Raw genomic sequence first — 16,965 nt, 5'->3', positions numbered from 1 at the left:
ACCACCTTCCCCATTAGGAACCCACCCATCTATGATTCCCAACCATTCCTTCGCGGCTGACGAGCATTCTAGTAAACCCGACAAGCCCGAGGAAGCTTGCGGCGTTTTTGGTATCTACGCACCGGGTGAAGATGTAGCCAAGTTGACGTACTTCGGTTTGTATGCCTTGCAGCACCGCGGTCAGGAATCAGCAGGAATTGCCACCTTTGACGGTGAAACAGTCCACCTGCACAAAGATATGGGACTGGTTTCCCAAGTCTTTAACGAATCGAGTTTAGGTCACTTGCCGGGTAACTTAGCCGTAGGCCACACTCGCTACTCTACTACCGGCTCGTCGCGGGTTGTCAACGCTCAACCTGTTGTCGTAGAAACCCGTTTGGGAAGTCTCGCCTTAGCGCATAACGGGAATCTTGTAAATACTAAAGAATTGCGGGAAGAATTGCTGTCTCGGAAGTGCGAGTTTGTCAGCACGACGGATTCAGAGGCGATCGCAGTGGCGATCGGCTCCGAGGTAGACAAGGGCAAAGACTGGCTGGAAGCAGCGATCAGTGCGTTTGCTATGTGCCAAGGAGCCTTTAGTTTGACGATCGCTACCCCCAAAGGCGTGATGGGAGTCCGGGACCCGCATGGCGTCCGCCCGCTGGTAATTGGCATCCTCCCCACAACTCCGGTACGATACGTTTTAGCATCGGAAACTTGTGGCTTGGATATTATCGGTGCTGAATTTTTGCGGGACGTAGAACCGGGAGAATTAGTTTGGATTACAGAGGAAGGTATGGCTTCCTTCCACTGGAGTCAGCAGCAGAAGCGCAAACTTTGCATCTTTGAAATGATCTATTTTGCTCGACCCGACAGCCAGATGGAAGGTGAAAGTTTGTACAGCTACCGGCTGCGGATCGGGCGTTTGTTGGCAGCAGAATCTCCGGCTGATGCTGATATAGTCATCGGCGTTCCCGATTCTGGAATCCCGGCGGCGATCGGCTTTTCTCAAGCTTCCGGCATTCCTTACGCCGAAGGATTGATTAAAAACCGCTACGTGGGACGCACTTTTATTCAACCGACTCAGACAATGCGGGAGTCAGGAATCCGTATGAAACTCAACCCTCTCAAAGATGTCTTGGAAGGAAAGCGAGTAATTATTATCGATGATTCGATCGTGCGTGGTACTACCAGTCGCAAAATTGTCAAAGCCTTGCGGGATGCGGGTGCAACAGCCGTTCACATGAGAATTTCCTCGCCGCCGGTGACTCATCCGTGTTTCTACGGGATCGACACCGACAATCAAGATCAGTTGATTGCTGCTACTAAGTCAGTCGCAGAAATCGGCGCCCAAATTGGGGTAGATTCCTTGGCTTTCTTGAGTTGGGATGGAATGCTGAAGGCGACTAACGAAGACCCGATGAGTTTTTGTTCGGCGTGTTTCACTGGTGATTATCCGATCGACGTTCCAGAAGTGGTAAAACGGTCTAAGCTCATATTAGAAAAAGCTGGAACCTAGAAAATCAAAAAGCGAGAAAGCGATCGCCCGTCACTTTCCGCAATTTATGGATTTTCAAGTTTTTCTGGTAATTCATTGCCAGAATGTGTGTAGAAATGTTACATTAACTTAGCTTTAGCAATTCTTGCAGAATTGGTGAACTGTAGTGAACAGTCGCTTGGGTAGAACTTGCGTGAAACCCAACACTTCGATTGGAGATTGGAGATTACAGATTTGAGATTTGTGCTTGAATCTAAAATCGCCAATCTAAAATCGATGGTTTTTCCCTACACTCTCGTTCACAATTTATGCTCGAAACGCTGTATGCTACCTGCAGACTGGAGGTAGTTCCTCCAGATGTCCACTCTCAGATTGAAGTCGCATTTCGCACCAACAACGGGCACATGAGATTTTTTCAGATAACAGGGTCGATCGCACTAATTTTTCCCATACAAGTATTCCCCAAGCCAACTTGCTTGCTTGAGAATTGCGGATGGGCGGTTCATGCGAACTAAAGAACTTTAGAAACCCTTGCAGAGTAAAAAATATGGCTCCTTGCGAGCCGAAAGTGACTGTTAAAAGAAGGCGGAATGCGGTTTCTCAAGTCAGCTTAAATCGGAAACTTCGTGCAATCAAATACTGTTCTCAATCCCGCGAGCAATCCAGGCTCATCCTCTCGTACAACAGAGTTACCTTTTACTCTTGCTGATATCAAGGCAGCTATTCCAGCCCACTGTTTTGAACCCTCGGCATGGAGATCTCTGGCTTATTTCTTTTTAGATCTTGGAATTATCGCAGGTTTGTATGCGATCGCCTACACCCTCGATTCCTGGCTCTTTTACCCAATCTTTTGGTTGATGCAGGGAACCATGTTTTGGGCATTGTTTGTAGTGGGCCACGACTGCGGACACGGTTCATTTTCTAAGAGCAAATGGCTCAACAACCTGATCGGACACCTCTCCCACGCTCCAATTCTTGTGCCCTTCCACGGTTGGCGGATTAGTCACAGAACCCACCACGCAAATACAGGCAGCTTAGATAACGATGAAAGCTGGTATCCGGTATCGGAGAGCAAATACAATCAAATGCCTTGGTACGAAAAGCTGGGACGCTTTTATTTGATGTTATTTGCCTACCCAATTTATCTATTTCGCCGATCGCCCGATCGGGTAGGTTCTCACTTCATGCCCGGTAGCCCGATTTTCCGTCCGTCCGAAAAATGGGATGTGTTGACGAGTTCCGCATCCTTGGTACTGATGGTAGGCTTTTTAGGCGCCCTAACCTATCAGTTTGGTTGGCTGTTTTTACTCAAGTTCTACTTGGTTCCCTATGTAGTGTTTGTGATGTGGCTGGATTTGGTAACATTCCTGCACCACACAGAAGCCGACATTCCTTGGTATCGCGGTAAAGATTGGTCTTTCTTGAAAGGTGCATTGTCTACGATCGATCGCGACTACGGAATCATCAATTCCATCCATCACGATATCGGCACCCACGTAGCCCACCACATTTTCTCAACCATGCCGCACTATCACTTGAAGGAGGCAACGGAAGCAATTAAACCAGTGTTGGGCGATTATTATCGCAAGTCAACCGAGCCAATTTGGAAGAGCTTTATTCGCTCTTACTGGGATTGTCATTTTGTCTCCGATACAGGTTCTGGAGTTTACTACGAATCACCTAACAGTCGGCGATCGGCTGAAGTTAAGTAGTTTAAATAAACAATAGAATACGTAAAAACTCGGCTTCTTAAAGAAACCGGGTTTTTCATTATTTTTGCGCGTGTTTCATCAGATGTTCCACATCTGGAGGGGTGACAAGCCACCCCAAACCCAGAGGGAGTAAAGATGCAGCATAATTATGGGAAAAAAATTGGGGGTAGTAATAAATATGTAGTGAAGTTTAATTACAGTAATTGAATACATAGGATTATTTTATAAATAACACAATCAAAATTTGTGATTTTAATATTTGTTTACGCGCTCAAATGTAGATTTAGTTACACTTATGCTATCCTAAGTAACTATTGCTGGAATCCTTGCTCTCTGCCAACATTAGTTTAGTCATGTAATATGCTATTTTTACGCCCAGACAGCCCTGATTGTGGTTCAAATCACATAGTTAAAAATGGTAGAATTCATAATAAAAAGCCAAAATACAAATGTCAAAGTTGCGGTCGCCAATTTGTCGAAAATCCGACCAACAAAGTAATTAGCTCAACAACAAAAGATTTAATAGATCGACTTCTTTTGGAGAATATTTATTTGGCTGGTATAGCTAGAAGCACGGGTGTTTCTCAAAAATGGTTACAGGATTACGTAAATAATAAATATGCCTCAATCGAACGCACAGTAAAGGTTAAACCTAAAAAAAAAGTCAGATTGAATGTTGAATGTCATGAACTGTGGTCATTTGTAGATTGCAAAGAAAATAAGCAATAGGTGTGGTTAGCAATGGATAGAGAAACCAGAGAAATTATTGGTCTTTATATTGGCGATCGTAGCGAAGAAGGAGCAAAACAATTATGGAATTCTCTACCTCCTGTATATCGACAATGTGCTGTTTGCTATACAGATTTTTGGCAGGCTTATGCTTGTATTTTTCCTTCGCTACGCCATGAGCCAGTTGGTAAAAACAGTGGAAAAACTAATCACATTGAAAGATTTAATAATACTTTGCGCCAACGTGTTTCTCGGATCGTAAGAAAGAGTCTTTCATTTTCTAAAAATTTAGAAAAGCATATTGGTGCTATTTGGTATTTTATTCATCATTACAACTATGTTTTGAGCAAATGAATATCTAATCACTACATATTTATCACTACCCTTTATCTCTATCACATCTTTAAAAAAATGGTATAAGGCTTCATCATTTAAATGATAAAGATATCGCCGCCGAATTAAATTGAGAGCGGCTTTATCGACTTCTGTAATTTCGGGTAAATCTGTATACCATTCTGGGAAAAATCCCTCCGATTCAGTTCGCGTAATATTGAATCGAGATTCAACATCTGCTAAAGTTTGAATGATTTAAGTAATGGCTGTTGTTTGTGTCATATTTTAAACTCTTGCTGCAAGCGATCGATAATTGTATTACGCTCGATGGTGGCGAGAATTTCTTGAATTACCGTATCTTGTCCCAAGGGGCCCCAGGTGCAGCCTTTTTCTAAGTAAACTTGGGCGGCGCGACCGACAGCGTAGGTTCCGTAAGCTGCTAGACTAGCTTGAGTGACAGCAACTCCGGCAAAAGTAGAAAAGCCGATGTGCGGGGCCGCAGCCGCCGCACTTTTGCCAAATCCCAACAGAAAACTGCTACCCAATTCTCCCAAAAGTACGCCGCCAGCACTGGAGAAAATAGTCTGCCAAAGTTTCCCCGCTTCGTAACCAGTCATAGGTAAACCGTAAAGTCTGGATAAAGAGCGAATTAAGGCTAAATCTGCGACACTTGCTCCCATTACATCCAAGAATGCCACTGGATTTAAACCCACAGCCAAAGCTTTATATTTTGCAAATTGCCAGATTAAATCTTCGGCTTCTGTTTGTCGCAATTTGAGAACGTGACGGGCAATGTTTGCTTCGGCATCTCTAGCTTCAACTAAAGCATTTAAAGCGAGGAGCGATCGACCTTCTCTGTTAAGAATTGTGAGAATTTTATGTTTGAGTTCGTCTATCTGCGCGGGCGGCGACTCCCATTCGTTAGTGACTCTTCCGTCTGACCATTCCACCCGCACTTGCACCGGCGCTGGTTCGGCTGCTACCATGACTATTTCTAAAGATTTGGCAGTTTTAGGCGGTGATTTTACAGTAGATTTATCAGATGGGTTGTTTGGGCGATCGGACAAATTTTCGCTATCTGTTTCCTCTGTTACCGCAGCGGCTGCTAACTCTTCAGAATTTCCCAGCGCTTGCAAACTTTGGTAAATAGCTTTTCTGTCTAATTCTGGATACAGGTCAATTTTATTAAAAACTAAAATCACCGGTTTTTGAGCTGTTTGCAATTCGCACAGTGCTTGATATTCAGTGCGGGTGATATCGCCTGCAACGACAAACAGAATTAAGTCAGCTTGGCGAGTTACTTGTTTCGCCATTTCGCCGCGCACTTCGCCACCAACTTCATCAAGTCCGGGAGTATCGATTAATTCTACTTGCACCCCTTCTTTCCCCCCCTTGCCAAGGGGGGGTTGGGGCGATTCGTCGCTGTCAAGGAAGGATAAAGGCACACTCCAGCGCACGGAACGCGGCCACTGAGTCACGCCGTTGAGAGGCCCTGTTTGCAGAATTTTGTGACCTAAAAGCGCGTTTAATACGGCTGACTTGCCGCGGCTGACTAAGCCGAAAGTAGCAATGCGGATTATGTTGTGGTCTAGTTTTTCTGAGGTGGAAGTTAAGATATCTAACTGATATTGCAGCGCCGCTTCTAATTCTGTATTATTCGAGTTTTTTTTGCCTTGGCGCAGGTGGGAATAGCGCGCCAGGGCTTCGCGCAAACTGGCGCGGGCAAGGGATAAGCGATTTTCTTGAATAGAATTGTCAGCCATTGGCGATCGGCTTTTTTAAGCAGGTATATTTTAAGCAGGTATAATTGATCGTCGAATCATAAATCCTATTTCTTATTTTAATACAATTTTTCATAAAATTATAATTTTTTATTGGGGAATTAGGTAGGGACACGGCACTGCCGTGTCCCTACGGATATCGTGGGCGATCTACCGGATTTAATATCAGATATCCTAGGCGATTGACCGAATTTAATATCAGATGCTGGACTACTTCTAATTTGCCGCTGAATTTACGGTTTATTAAGGGGCTGCGGCTAGGACACGGCAGTGCCGTGTCTCTACCGATATCATGGGATCTCAACCGAATTTAACAACATCAGATGCTGGACTACTTCTAATTGGCCACCGACTTAACAATTTCGGGCCCAGATACCTGAGATGAAAGGCGACTCGCCACTTGATTGACGAAAGATTGCAAGAAGGAAACTTGCTGATTTTGCATAAATACTGCTTGCAAAGTTTTAGTCAACTGGTCGATATTTAAAAAGCCTATTCCAGCATTCTCCACTTCTCGACTTTGGAAATATTCAATTAAACTCAGTCCCGCAATTCTGGTAAAATATGCTGCACTAATTCCCTGCACCGCGCCTCCTGCTACGTAGGTGACAGCATTGCTTTTGAGCAGTCCAGAAATAGTTTGAGTAGACAGTTCTACTAATCCCAATTTAAACATTTGACTCGCCAAAGTTGCCGCTACCGTCTTAGCTTGCTCTAAGGAAAACTTTTGCTGGTAGATAGCGCCGAGATCGATTACGAGTTGGGTGCTGATGGCGGTTGTTGCTAGCAAGTCTAAAGCTGGAACCGGATTAGTAAAAACGGCGGCGGCGGCGATGTACTGATATTGTTCGATAATGGGAATTGCCCGATCGCGCCTGACCGCATTTAATAAGGTTTTTGCCTCTAGCTTGATACTTGCAGCCTCGCGCACTGCACTCGCCCAGACCAACTGTTGCCGTTCTTCAGTTAAGATTTTAGTCAATCTTTCCGTCAGCCCGTCGAGTTGAGAGATTTGATTTTCGATCCGTTCTTGAACTGTGCCGTCCGCTTGGTGGCGGCGCACTTTAATAGAATTGGGAGAAGCTGCGATCGCAATTATCTCTTCTGTCCCCAATATTCCTTGCATTTTCTGCTGCAAAGAGTTCAAAACCTGCGACTGCTGTTCTGGCAAATATTGGTCTTGTTTGTTCCAGACTAGCAGCACGCGCTGACCTGCCGAAGCTAGCTGAGATAATGTTTTAAATTCGGAATCGGTGATATCGCCCGCTGTTACAAACAGCACTAAATCACCGCCGATTTTGGCATCGGCATTTGTATTAGCAAACAGCGCTGCTGTTTCTTGTAAACTAAGCTTTTGCGGGTATTGAGATGCCCAATTAGAATTTAAAACTTGAATTAAGGCAGTTTTGCCGACAGCTTTACCGCCAGTTACGGTAATCCGCAAATCTTGTCTGTCTAATTCGGTTCTGAGCCGATCGAGCTTTGCTGTTAGATTAGCAGGATCTGCGGAGTTTTGAGCTTCTGAAGCCAGCAATTTAATGGCTGCTTCGGAAGTCGCGATCGCTTTTTCGGCTGCTTCCCGGTTCGCCAGGGGTTGCGGGAGTGCGAGTTCGAGTTTGGGGGATTGTTGTTTCCACCACCAATACCCCGCACCGGCAGCAGCCAAGCCGATGAGTGCCGTTTCGCCCATTTCTGAACCCGAATGCTGTAGAGTTTCCAGCAGCCACAGCGCTGCTGAAAGTCCTATTCCGCCTATTAAAATCGGTCGCCGCAAGTTAAGTGTCATTTTTTCCTTCCTGTGGGTATTGTCACCAAGCTTAACCTTCGCCGGCTTGGCCTCCCTCCCTATATTCCATCGTACCTCTGCGGCATCCAAACTGGCAGGCGGGCGATCCGACTTTTTGCGATCGGAATTTGCTGTCTTGGCGACAATCAACTTTTTGCACTTCTACAAACGGGGAATAGGGGACTGAAGTTCTCACTACAAACCAATATATTTTTACAGGATTTTGCAAATATAATAGTTATTTTTTCTCTATGTTGGTAATGCTTGAGATTGTGATTCAAAAATATCAATTATTTGTTTGGGAATTGCTCGCGGGCGCATGGTGGTAACTTCAACCCAAACCCAAAGCGCCTCTGCTTTTAACAAGATTTCGTCACTTCCAGCTAAGCGAATTTCGTAGCGGCGGACAGCGCGCGGGCCGCGCATTTGTTCGATCCAAGTGGATATCTCCAATCGATCGCCCGCGGCTGCCGATCGCAAATAGTCAATCTCTATCCGTCGCATTACAAAGACGCCGCCCAATTCCCGGTAGCGATCCAGTGTAAATCCCAAGTGTTCTAAATGTTCGATCGCAGCGTGTTCTAAATAATGCTGGTAGACAGCATTATTTACGTGACCGAGGGCGTCCATTTCGTAATGGCGCACTCTAATTTGTGCAGTAAATGGTGCCAATTTCTCACCTTTCCACTTGTTGCGGTATTTTGTAGTTCCGAGTGCGATCGCACTCTGGGTCGATACTCGCTCGGAACTGATTGCAAGTTACACTAATATAGTTGAAACGTCACTGCTTCCAGGTTAATCTTAGTCCTGGAAGCACAGACGGTCATCACCTTGGTTTTTTACGACAATACACTGGCTTAAAACCCTAAGTCTCGGTTGAAAAACCCAGTTTCGTGGTTCTGAGTGCGTCCCCGACTAAACCTTTGAGAAATCAGACGGGTAATTGTTTAGTCTCCCAGACAAATCCCTAAACCACGGGCCGTTTTAACCAGAGTACCATTGAACTCTACAGGTCTGTATTTGGCGATCGCATCTTCCAGAGGAACGCTCACAACTTCCCGCTTTTGCCAAGATACCATGCAGTCGTATTTCTCTTCGGCAATTAAATCAACTGCTGCGACGCCAAAAGCCGAAGCAATTAATCTTTCTAGCGATGAAGGAGTTCCTCCGCGTTGAATATGTCCCAAAACAGTGACGCGAGTTTCTGCACCGCTGCACTCAGAGATTGTATCAGCTAAATACTGACCAATTCCGCCTAATCGACTTTGACCTAAGCGATTTGTGTGCATTACTAACTCGCCTTCTTCAGTGCGAACTGCCTCCGCTACTATAATTAAACAGTAGTTTTTTCCCCGGTCTTGGCGTTCTTGGATTTGGGCACAGATATTGGAAATTTTGTAAGGGATTTCGGGAATCAGAATTATATCAGCTCCCCCAGAAATTCCGGCACTGATCGCAATATGTCCAGCGTCGCGTCCCATGACTTCAACAATTATGACGCGACTGTGACTGGCCGCAGTAAAATGCAAGCGATCGAGTGCTTCAGTCGCAATATTGACCGCAGTATCAAAACCGATGGAACGCTCGGTAATTCCGACATCATTATCAATAGTTTTAGGAATAGCAACTAAATTCAAATTGCCGTGTTGAGCAATCTTCCTGAGAATGGCGAGACTGCCGTCGCCACCAATGCCAATTAAGGCATCCAAACCTAGTTGATGATAGCCTTCGATAATGTCGTCAGAACGATCGCGTAGAGTCCCATCTGACATCGGGAAGGCAAAAGGATTGCCCTCATTTGTCGTGCCTAGCATCGTACCGCCAATGGTGAGCCACGAGTCTACTTTCTCAATATCCAAGGGAATTGCTTGAGGGGGACGACTCATCAATCCCTTCGTGGCTTGACGAATGCCCATCACTTTCCAATTGTAAGTTCCCGTTGCGCGGTGGACAACGGCTCGAATAACTGCGTTTAAGCCTGCACAGTCACCCCCGCTAGTGAGGATACCGATACATTTTTGTTCTCCCATAATTGCCCGACTTTTGTTAATCCGAATATGAGTTGATACTTTTAGATCCCGATCGTCCAATCTTTATTTTCGACGTAAATAGCCAAGCGAAAATAAACTTTACCCTGTAACAGAATGTAAAGCTATCATAACTTTTGTGATGGCTTTCATAAGATATCGCTCCTTTGGGGAGCGTTTCACTCGTTTTTGACTACTTATGTATTTTCAAGCTTCATCGACCTAATTGAGTGCCTCATCTCTGACGCATTCCACAAGTTCGATCGCCCACTAAGTAGCATCACCAATCACCGTCTCCAACAAAACATCAATTTTACTTGGGATTGAGGCGTTTAGAAACTTGGTTAATTATACCGCTGAGAATAGCACCGCCCATAAGAATTCCCAGGGCGGGATTAAATACGGGCTGCCAGAGACTATACCACAAATCAAAACCGAGATTCACGCCAGTTGATCGACCCGCTACTGCGATCACAAACCACCCAAAAATGGCAAAGACGAAAAACACATCAGCTACTAAAAGCAAGTTAAGCAAGTTAAGAAATTTATCTTTCATTGTCGAGGGTTCCTTTTGAGTGTATATGTGTGAAGTTTTGGCAAGCGGTTGGTAATGGAGCAGATTGATAGCTGCAACTGGCGATCGAATAAAGATAAAATATCATTCAATTGTTTTCGCGCACAGGCTGTCAAAATATGGTTCGCTATACACTTCCTCAAAGCCCCGAAATTATTTTAACTGTCAAGGGGAAAGATTCAGCCAAAGCCCGGGAAGAAGCGATGGATCGGCTGATGGATCTCATGGATGAGGGCAAGCTGCCTACGGAACTCGTGGAGGGATTTGGGCCCAAGCAGTTTGTTGAAGTTAAGGATATCGAAGATGCTGCGTCTGACGGCGAGGACGCGATTACTGAAGCCGTCCAGATTTTGAGCAACTTGGCAAGTCTCAAATTGAAAGTAATGGAATCCCGCGAAGAAGCACTCAAAATCCGGGCGGCGATCGACATTTTGTTTACAGATGAGGCTGTGAGTGCCGAGGAAATTGGTCGTTTGAAAGATGGTTTCAAGGTTCTAAAAAACTTTGCTCAAGCTAACGTCCGCTATCGAGAAGCTAGAAGCAAAGCCGAAGAAGCGCGGGCCATTCTCGACCAAGCTTTGCAATCTGTCGAACCGGAAAACAAGGCGCAGAAATCCGCAAAATAGTAGGAGGTTGCATTGAAAGTCACATCTTGCACCATTCTCAAGAACAGGCCGGAAAGCCTGTTCCACAAGAAAATTTACTATATATTGTGGAACAGGCCCGAAAGCCTGTTTATAAAAAGCTTATTGACAATGGTGCAACATCTGAGTTAAAACCTATTTCTGTGATTGCAACCTGAAACGAAGCAATCGCAAACCTCGGCGATTGCTTCGTTTCTCTCTTCGGACATACAATAACTCTGCTGCGAGACATAATATTAAGTTTATCCACATTGAAATCAGGAAAAAATTGTGAGCCAACAACAAACAGGAATTCTCAGAAACTCGATGTCCGGGAGCTTGCTGCTGGCTAAAAACTTAGGTTTTGAACCAAAAACTGTGATTGATGTCGGTGCGGCATTGGGAACTTTTAACCTTTACGAAACTTTCCCCGATGCGCGACATTTGCTAATTGAACCAATCGCCGAAAATGAACCTTACCTTGCCAAAATTTGCCGCCATCTCAAAAGTGCAGAATACATTATTGCAGCAGCCACCAAAGAATCGGGAGTTTTCACCCTAAACGTCAGTCCCGGTATGGTGCATTCTTCACTTTCTGAAAATCGCGTTACTGACAGCAGCAATCCTTATTTGAGAAACATACCAGCAATTACCCTCGATGGAATATGCAGGGAAAGAAACTTATCAGGGCCGTATTTAATTAAAGTCGATGTAGACGGACAGGAATTAGATGTTTTAGCTGGAGCAACTGAGATTTTGCAGCAGACTGAATATGTAATTGTAGAAGTTACTTTGTTCGGTCAGATGTATGATGTAATGAGTTTTATGAAGTCCCAAGGCTTCGCAACTTACGATATTGTTGATTTGGCATATCGCCCGACTGATACAGCTTTGTGGCAAGTTGACATGGCTTTTGTTAAGGAATCTGGTCAATTTAGAAGAGATAGCAGTTTCGCGACCGGGCAGCAGGATATCGAAGCACTTAACTCGCATCTGAAAGCTTATCGGGAAAGTTTTATCAGACACATTGACACTCATTACAGCGACCCAGTAGAGCCGGAACCACAGGTCAGTCAAGCTGTTTTGGGCGAAGATTATGTCATCATTTAACTCAAGTTCTTTCCATCTGATACCAAATCCGGGTCGCACTTCGCACGCTTATTTAATTAATCCTCAACATCTAAAAAACTGGTTTTCTAAGGGCGTAAAGTCGAATTAAGCTGCCAACAAATAATTCGCGCAATTTTCATTTTTTTGACCCCTCCTTCTACAGTCATTAGTCATCAGTCATCAGTCAACAGTCAACAGTCAACAGTCAACAAGCAGCGACGGTGCAACCGGAATCGATATGACGGGGCAGTGTCAACTACCACCATTAATCCCAAGGCGCTTTTGTTGTGAATCGTTGAGTTGCTGGCGGTCGAAGCTGTCAACCATCAACCAATGGAGGCTCTCAATTCTAGTTCTTTAGCCCAAGGTATTGCTGCCAAAATATAGTAGATGTCATTTCCTTTGAAGCATTTTTCCATTCTCTACTTACCGATGACCATTCAATACTACTTTCAGCAGCAACTTTAAACCACCTAGTCAAAAGGTTAGTAGCAGCTAATTTATCTTCTATCGGATTTTGGTCATTATAGCTTTTACTAAGCTTTATAATGTTTAAGTGCAAGACTTCTGGCTCAGAGTTTTTAATAAAATCTGGTCCTTTTATATATAGCAATTCTAAATGAGTCGTAAATTTTTTACCCCACCCCAACCCTCCCCTTACTAAGGGGAGGGAGTAAGAAATTTACAAATGATTTAGGATGGCTATAGTCTTCAAAAGATTTTATAACCATTTCTACATGGTTATAATCAAACCTTGATAAAGACTCAAGTATTACTTTTGTAAAATGCTGAACTGTATCCATATATTCTATCGAATAATGGATGGCATAAGTTATTAGATCGTTACTAATATAATAAGTTTCCCAATTTAACTTCTTTGCCGAAGCAGGTTGATGCCAGACAGCCATTGAGGGAAAAGCTACTATTTTGTTACCCAACTCATTAATCCTTAAACAAAACTCTATGTCGTCTATCTTGATAAACAAAGGTAGCGGTAATTTAATTTTTTCAACAACGTCTTTAGAAAAAGAGAAAAACCAAAATCCGCCATAATCTATATGTTCTTCCACCAGTAACCTGTTGAGAGAACTAGAACTTCGCAGATCTATATTATGATTTGCAGCGGTTAATGACCCAGGCGCAAATCCTCTAGTTTTAGAATCTTCGTTGTACGTTGCTCCTGCTTCATACAACAGATGCTTTTTCTCTAAACTTAGCAGTCCGCCAGCTACTGCTAAATCAGTCTTGGCGTACTCATGCAAAGAAAACAACCTATAAATACATTGACTTTCTAACTCTATATCATCATCCATCAGCAAAAAATGAGAGTAGACGTTTTCCGCTAAAGCTTCAACTAGCCCTCTAGTAAAACCACCACTTCCACCCGCATTTATATTGGGAACCAGTCTCAGCTTTGGCTGCGTGAAATCAGCTTTGTCTAAAGTTCTACCATTATCAACTACAAATAATTTGAAGTTTTTAGTTTGTAGCAATTCATCTTGAAAAATCGCAGTCAATGTATTTTTGATATAAGTCTCTTTTTTGAAGGTGCAAATGGTAATTGCTAACGATACCTCTCTAGTTTTATTTTCCTCAGTTGCTATCCACGCCTCTTGAAATGCAGCCTGTTCACTAGAACAGGTTATTTCAAAATATATTCTGCCAGCCTTTTCATCTTGAAGGAGATTTATTGGTAAGATTTTTACAGGCTCTGAGAATTGACATTTCTCAAAGTTCTGTTCAGAAATAATTTCTATTTTGTTTTCTCCGTTAACTTCTCTGTAAACAGAAACTTTGAAATCTCCTTCAAGTTTCAGCACATAGTAGATAGAGCTAAGAGTGGTGTATTTAGTATAAAATAGTTCGTAAAAGGAATTGAAGTAAGAATTTGAGGAGACAATACCACCCTGACTTAAGACAACTTTTTTTTCATCTTCCTGGTAGTTTATAGATGCAGATTCATTACACTGTATTTATAAACCAGAAGCATCGGGTGATTTTGGGAGATTTATTCCACTTACTATATTCATGGGATATGTACCTACTATGTTAGTAAATTTTGTTTTTTTATTTGACTGATATTAAGTAGTCTTAGGTTAAGAATAATTTGTAGATAGCTTATAGCACTTCCTCCTTGAGGCATAACTCCTATGACATTTTTTTAAGCTGTGGATAAAGCGATTGATATCGCATCCAAGCCTCTTCTAGGGTTGGATCAACTGATTGGGGAGTTGCAGCAAGCGTTGGTGTGGCTGCCAGTTTGCTCGTGTCATTAGCATCTGCGTATATGCCAATTCCGATACCCGCCAGTAGAGCAGCACCCCGCGCGGAAGCAGCAGCAACTGTAGTTGCATAGAGGGGTATTCTCAATACATCAGTCAGTAATTGTTTCCAAGGCATTTCTGCGGTTCCACCGCCTGCTAAACGCAGTTCTGTGGCTTTAAAACCTGTTGCCTCAAGTGCCTCAAAACCTTGTCGCAAGGCAAAAGCAACTCCCTCTAAAGCTGCCCGCATCAAGTGCGCCTGTGTGTGATGAAGTCCAAGCCCTACCCATGCCCCGCGTACATAGGGGTCAAGGTGTGGAGTTCGCTCACCTGTGAGGTATGGCAAAAATGTCAATCCTTCACATCCTGGGGGAACAGAAAACGCTTTAGTATAGACTTCCTGCCAGCTCAAGCCGAGGATACCTCGCACCCACTCAAGCGCTAACCCGGCATTTTGCATTGCTGCAAGGGTGTACCACTGGTTAGGTAGGGCGGTTCGATAGAGATGGGTGCGACCATGAGGAGCGATAATTGGTTGCGATCGAGGTGTAATGATTTGAGCGCCTGTGCCGATGGTTAGTTGAACCAAACCAGGCTCTAGTAGTCCGTTACCAAGCGCTGCCGCTGCGGTATCCGCAGCACCAGCGATAACAGGTAAGCCAACTCTTAAGCCAAGATGCTTTGAAGCAACAATTGTTAGGTAGCCGGCGAGCGCACTAGACGGGATAATTTTTGGCAACCAATCACTACGTAGATTCAGCGCTGAAATGGCTTCCCTTGCCCAGTTGTCCGACACCACATCATAAAGCAAAGTACCGCTAGCATCAGATGGTTCGGTTGCGACTTCTCCAGTCATCCTTAACCGCAGCCAATCTTTGGGCTGAAGTGCCCAACGCGCTTCGCTGTAGACAGTAGCCTCGTGTTCTCGCAGCCACAACAAAGTTGGGCCCGCCATTCCAGCCGTAACCGGGTTGCCCAAGCGCTCTAGAATAGCGGCATCGAGCGAATGATAAGTGTTAAGCGCGGCACTAGAGCGAGTATCTGCCCAGAGGATAGCAGGACGCAGGGGCTGACCAGAGTCCGAAGCTAGGACAACACCGTGCATTTGCCCTGAAAGTGCGATCGCCTGTACTCGATCGGCATGATTTCCTACAGCATTCCTCACAGCCGAGGCAACAGCTAACCACCAATCTTCTGGTTCCGACTCAGCCCATCCAGGGTGGGGTGCACGAACAGGATAAGAGCTTGATGCTTCACCAGCAGCCGTTCCGTCTGTCGCTAGGAGCAATGCCTTAGCAGAGCCTGTTCCTAAATCTATGCCAAGCAGCATTAGGTTATCCTCAAATACTTAAAAGTTAAGAATTCAAAATTAGATTTGTTGCCAAATATAGCCGTCGCCATAGATATTAGGACACTGTCTTAAGAACGGCTTCCGTTTCCGTCGTATCGCGCAAAGTATGGAAGTGGTGTAGCTGTTTGCGAATTCGACTTTTCAACCAAGCCGAGCATTTCTATATGCGGTTGAACTCACGCGAATAGGGGGGCAGATAGATGGCTTGGACACCATCGGCTTCAAGCAACAGGGCAGTAGTTATTCCTGTGTGGATTCTAGGATGCGTTGTCTATGCTTCGCCAGAAAATCAAGCATGACCTTCGCTACAGTATCCGCCGACTCTACGACAAAGGCGTGACCACCTTGCTCGAGGATAGCTAGTTCAGCATTGGGTATACCTTGAGCTAGTTGCTCCGAAAATCTGACCGGAGTAAGAAGGTCTTCTTTGCCAACCATAACGAGTGTAGGGCAATGAATGTTTGCAAGGCGATCGCTGGTATCACTGCCAAGAATAGCTCGGCTTTGGTGATACAGTCCATGAGGTGTCGGCGCAAATGGTTGATTCTCGATCCAGATGATCAGTTGTTCCATTACCTCTGGAATCGAGTAAAACGCATCGGTAAACAGCCAAGGCAAGATCACCCTCTGATAAAGCGTTCCCTCTAATTTCTGTGTCAAGTCGCCAAACAATTTGATGAGTGAATTAAACTTTTCATCTCCCTTTGCCAAAGATGAGAGAAGTATCAAACTTTGGATTTTTTCTGGATATGCCAAAGCCAGTTCTTGAGCAATCTGTCCACCCATTGAATGACCTGCCACATGGACTTGAGAAATGCTCAAGTAATCCAACAGCGCGGCTGCATCAGCCGCCATTTGTTTGATACTGTAAGGACTGTCTGGCGCTTCACTTTGCCCCACTCCTCGGTTATCAAAGCGAATCACCTGATACTGCTTAACTAGCGATCGCATCATTGCAGCCCAACTTGAACTGTCGCTGTCAAACCCCGCTATCAGCAGTAATGACTCGTTTTCGCTGGAACCTTGAATGTTGTAGTACAAATCAATTCCGTTGACCTGAATTACTGACACAGGCTTTTCTCGAGACTATCGACTTCTATTGCTTGCATCACTTTCTGGCCCAGGGTAAACGCATCTTAACTGGAACCCCGAATATGCTACAGTTAAATCTGACTAAATTTCAATGTAGTTTGTTGTA

General features: G+C 44.5%; 13 protein-coding genes and 1 pseudogene. 5 read left to right on the top strand and 9 right to left on the bottom strand.

Annotated elements, in window-relative coordinates:
* Positions 1–31 precede the first annotated feature (31 nt).
* The 3 genes and pseudogenes from purF to QUB44_RS25255 all read left to right on the top strand — a co-directional run bounded on the left by purF (position 32) and on the right by QUB44_RS25255 (position 4,272).
* Positions 32–1,498 (top strand): amidophosphoribosyltransferase, encoded by a 1,467-nt coding sequence (gene purF, locus QUB44_RS25265; protein ID WP_333371811.1) that lies wholly within the window; start codon positions 32–34, stop codon positions 1,496–1,498.
* A gap of 605 nt (positions 1,499–2,103) precedes the next feature.
* Positions 2,104–3,189, top strand: coding sequence for a DUF3474 domain-containing protein (locus QUB44_RS25260; protein ID WP_333371809.1), 1,086 nt, complete (start codon positions 2,104–2,106; stop codon positions 3,187–3,189).
* Positions 3,190–3,549: 360 nt separating this feature from the next.
* Positions 3,550–4,272: pseudogene (locus QUB44_RS25255) on the top strand (IS1 family transposase).
* Positions 4,273–4,529: 257 nt separating this feature from the next.
* On the opposite strand, the gene QUB44_RS25250 reads toward QUB44_RS25255, so the two are convergent.
* The 5 genes from QUB44_RS25250 to QUB44_RS25230 form a co-directional block, all read right to left on the bottom strand.
* Positions 4,530–6,014 carry a DUF697 domain-containing protein gene (locus tag QUB44_RS25250; protein ID WP_333371807.1) on the bottom strand — a complete coding sequence of 495 codons (1,485 nt, stop codon included), beginning with the start codon at positions 6,012–6,014 and terminating at the stop codon, positions 4,530–4,532.
* Positions 6,015–6,369: 355 nt separating this feature from the next.
* Positions 6,370–7,818, bottom strand: a complete 1,449-nt coding sequence (locus QUB44_RS25245; protein ID WP_333371831.1) for a slr1306 family protein — start codon at positions 7,816–7,818, stop codon at positions 6,370–6,372.
* Positions 7,819–8,067: 249 nt separating this feature from the next.
* Positions 8,068–8,490 (bottom strand): thioesterase family protein, encoded by a 423-nt coding sequence (locus QUB44_RS25240; protein WP_333166772.1) that lies wholly within the window; start codon positions 8,488–8,490, stop codon positions 8,068–8,070.
* A 275-nt stretch (positions 8,491–8,765) separates the two neighbouring features.
* Positions 8,766–9,848, bottom strand: a complete 1,083-nt coding sequence (locus QUB44_RS25235) for an ATP-dependent 6-phosphofructokinase (protein ID WP_333166770.1) — start codon at positions 9,846–9,848, stop codon at positions 8,766–8,768.
* 310 nt (positions 9,849–10,158) lie between these two features.
* Complete coding sequence (locus QUB44_RS25230) at positions 10,159–10,401, bottom strand: hypothetical protein (protein ID WP_242720156.1); 243 nt, start codon at positions 10,399–10,401, stop codon at positions 10,159–10,161.
* A gap of 137 nt (positions 10,402–10,538) precedes the next feature.
* Between QUB44_RS25230 and QUB44_RS25225 the strand changes: the two genes are divergently transcribed.
* Together QUB44_RS25225 and QUB44_RS25220 are read left to right on the top strand one after the other, a co-directional pair.
* Positions 10,539–11,045 (top strand): hypothetical protein, encoded by a 507-nt coding sequence (locus QUB44_RS25225; protein WP_333371805.1) that lies wholly within the window; start codon positions 10,539–10,541, stop codon positions 11,043–11,045.
* A 288-nt stretch (positions 11,046–11,333) separates the two neighbouring features.
* A complete protein-coding gene (locus tag QUB44_RS25220) occupies positions 11,334–12,152 on the top strand; it encodes an FkbM family methyltransferase (protein ID WP_333371804.1) in 819 nt (272 codons plus the stop codon).
* Positions 12,153–12,501: 349 nt separating this feature from the next.
* Here the strand turns inward: QUB44_RS25220 and QUB44_RS25215 are convergent, their stop codons facing one another.
* The 4 genes from QUB44_RS25215 to QUB44_RS25200 all read right to left on the bottom strand — a co-directional run bounded on the left by QUB44_RS25215 (position 12,502) and on the right by QUB44_RS25200 (position 16,838).
* A complete protein-coding gene (locus tag QUB44_RS25215; RefSeq protein WP_333371802.1) occupies positions 12,502–12,801 on the bottom strand; it encodes a hypothetical protein in 300 nt (99 codons plus the stop codon).
* A complete protein-coding gene (locus tag QUB44_RS25210; protein WP_333371829.1) occupies positions 12,788–14,053 on the bottom strand; it encodes a glycosyltransferase in 1,266 nt (421 codons plus the stop codon). The genes QUB44_RS25215 and QUB44_RS25210 overlap by 14 nt, the downstream gene beginning before the upstream one ends.
* A 247-nt stretch (positions 14,054–14,300) precedes the next feature.
* Positions 14,301–15,746, bottom strand: coding sequence for a xylulokinase (gene xylB / locus QUB44_RS25205; protein WP_333371800.1), 1,446 nt, complete (start codon positions 15,744–15,746; stop codon positions 14,301–14,303).
* A gap of 261 nt (positions 15,747–16,007) precedes the next feature.
* Positions 16,008–16,838 (bottom strand): alpha/beta hydrolase, encoded by an 831-nt coding sequence (locus QUB44_RS25200; RefSeq protein ID WP_333371798.1) that lies wholly within the window; start codon positions 16,836–16,838, stop codon positions 16,008–16,010.
* Positions 16,839–16,965 lie beyond the last annotated feature (127 nt).

The organism is Microcoleus sp. AT3-D2, assembly GCF_036705715.1.
In the GTDB taxonomy this organism is placed as follows: domain Bacteria; phylum Cyanobacteriota; class Cyanobacteriia; order Cyanobacteriales; family Microcoleaceae; genus Microcoleus.
This window is presented reverse-complemented; position numbering and strand designations above follow the sequence as displayed.

Bases quoted from the DNA above. Each gene is read 5' to 3' on its own strand.
- QUB44_RS25245 (WP_333371831.1), bottom strand. From the start codon at position 7,818: ATGACACTTAACTTGCGGCGACCGATTTTAATAGGCGGAATAGGACTT.
- purF (WP_333371811.1), top strand. From the start codon at position 32: ATGATTCCCAACCATTCCTTCGCGGCTGACGAGCATTCTAGTAAACCC.
- QUB44_RS25230 (WP_242720156.1), bottom strand. From the start codon at position 10,401: ATGAAAGATAAATTTCTTAACTTGCTTAACTTGCTTTTAGTAGCTGAT.
- xylB (WP_333371800.1), bottom strand. From the start codon at position 15,746: ATGCTGCTTGGCATAGATTTAGGAACAGGCTCTGCTAAGGCATTGCTC.
- QUB44_RS25250 (WP_333371807.1), bottom strand. From the start codon at position 6,014: ATGGCTGACAATTCTATTCAAGAAAATCGCTTATCCCTTGCCCGCGCC.
- QUB44_RS25235 (WP_333166770.1), bottom strand. From the start codon at position 9,848: ATGGGAGAACAAAAATGTATCGGTATCCTCACTAGCGGGGGTGACTGT.
- QUB44_RS25225 (WP_333371805.1), top strand. From the start codon at position 10,539: ATGGTTCGCTATACACTTCCTCAAAGCCCCGAAATTATTTTAACTGTC.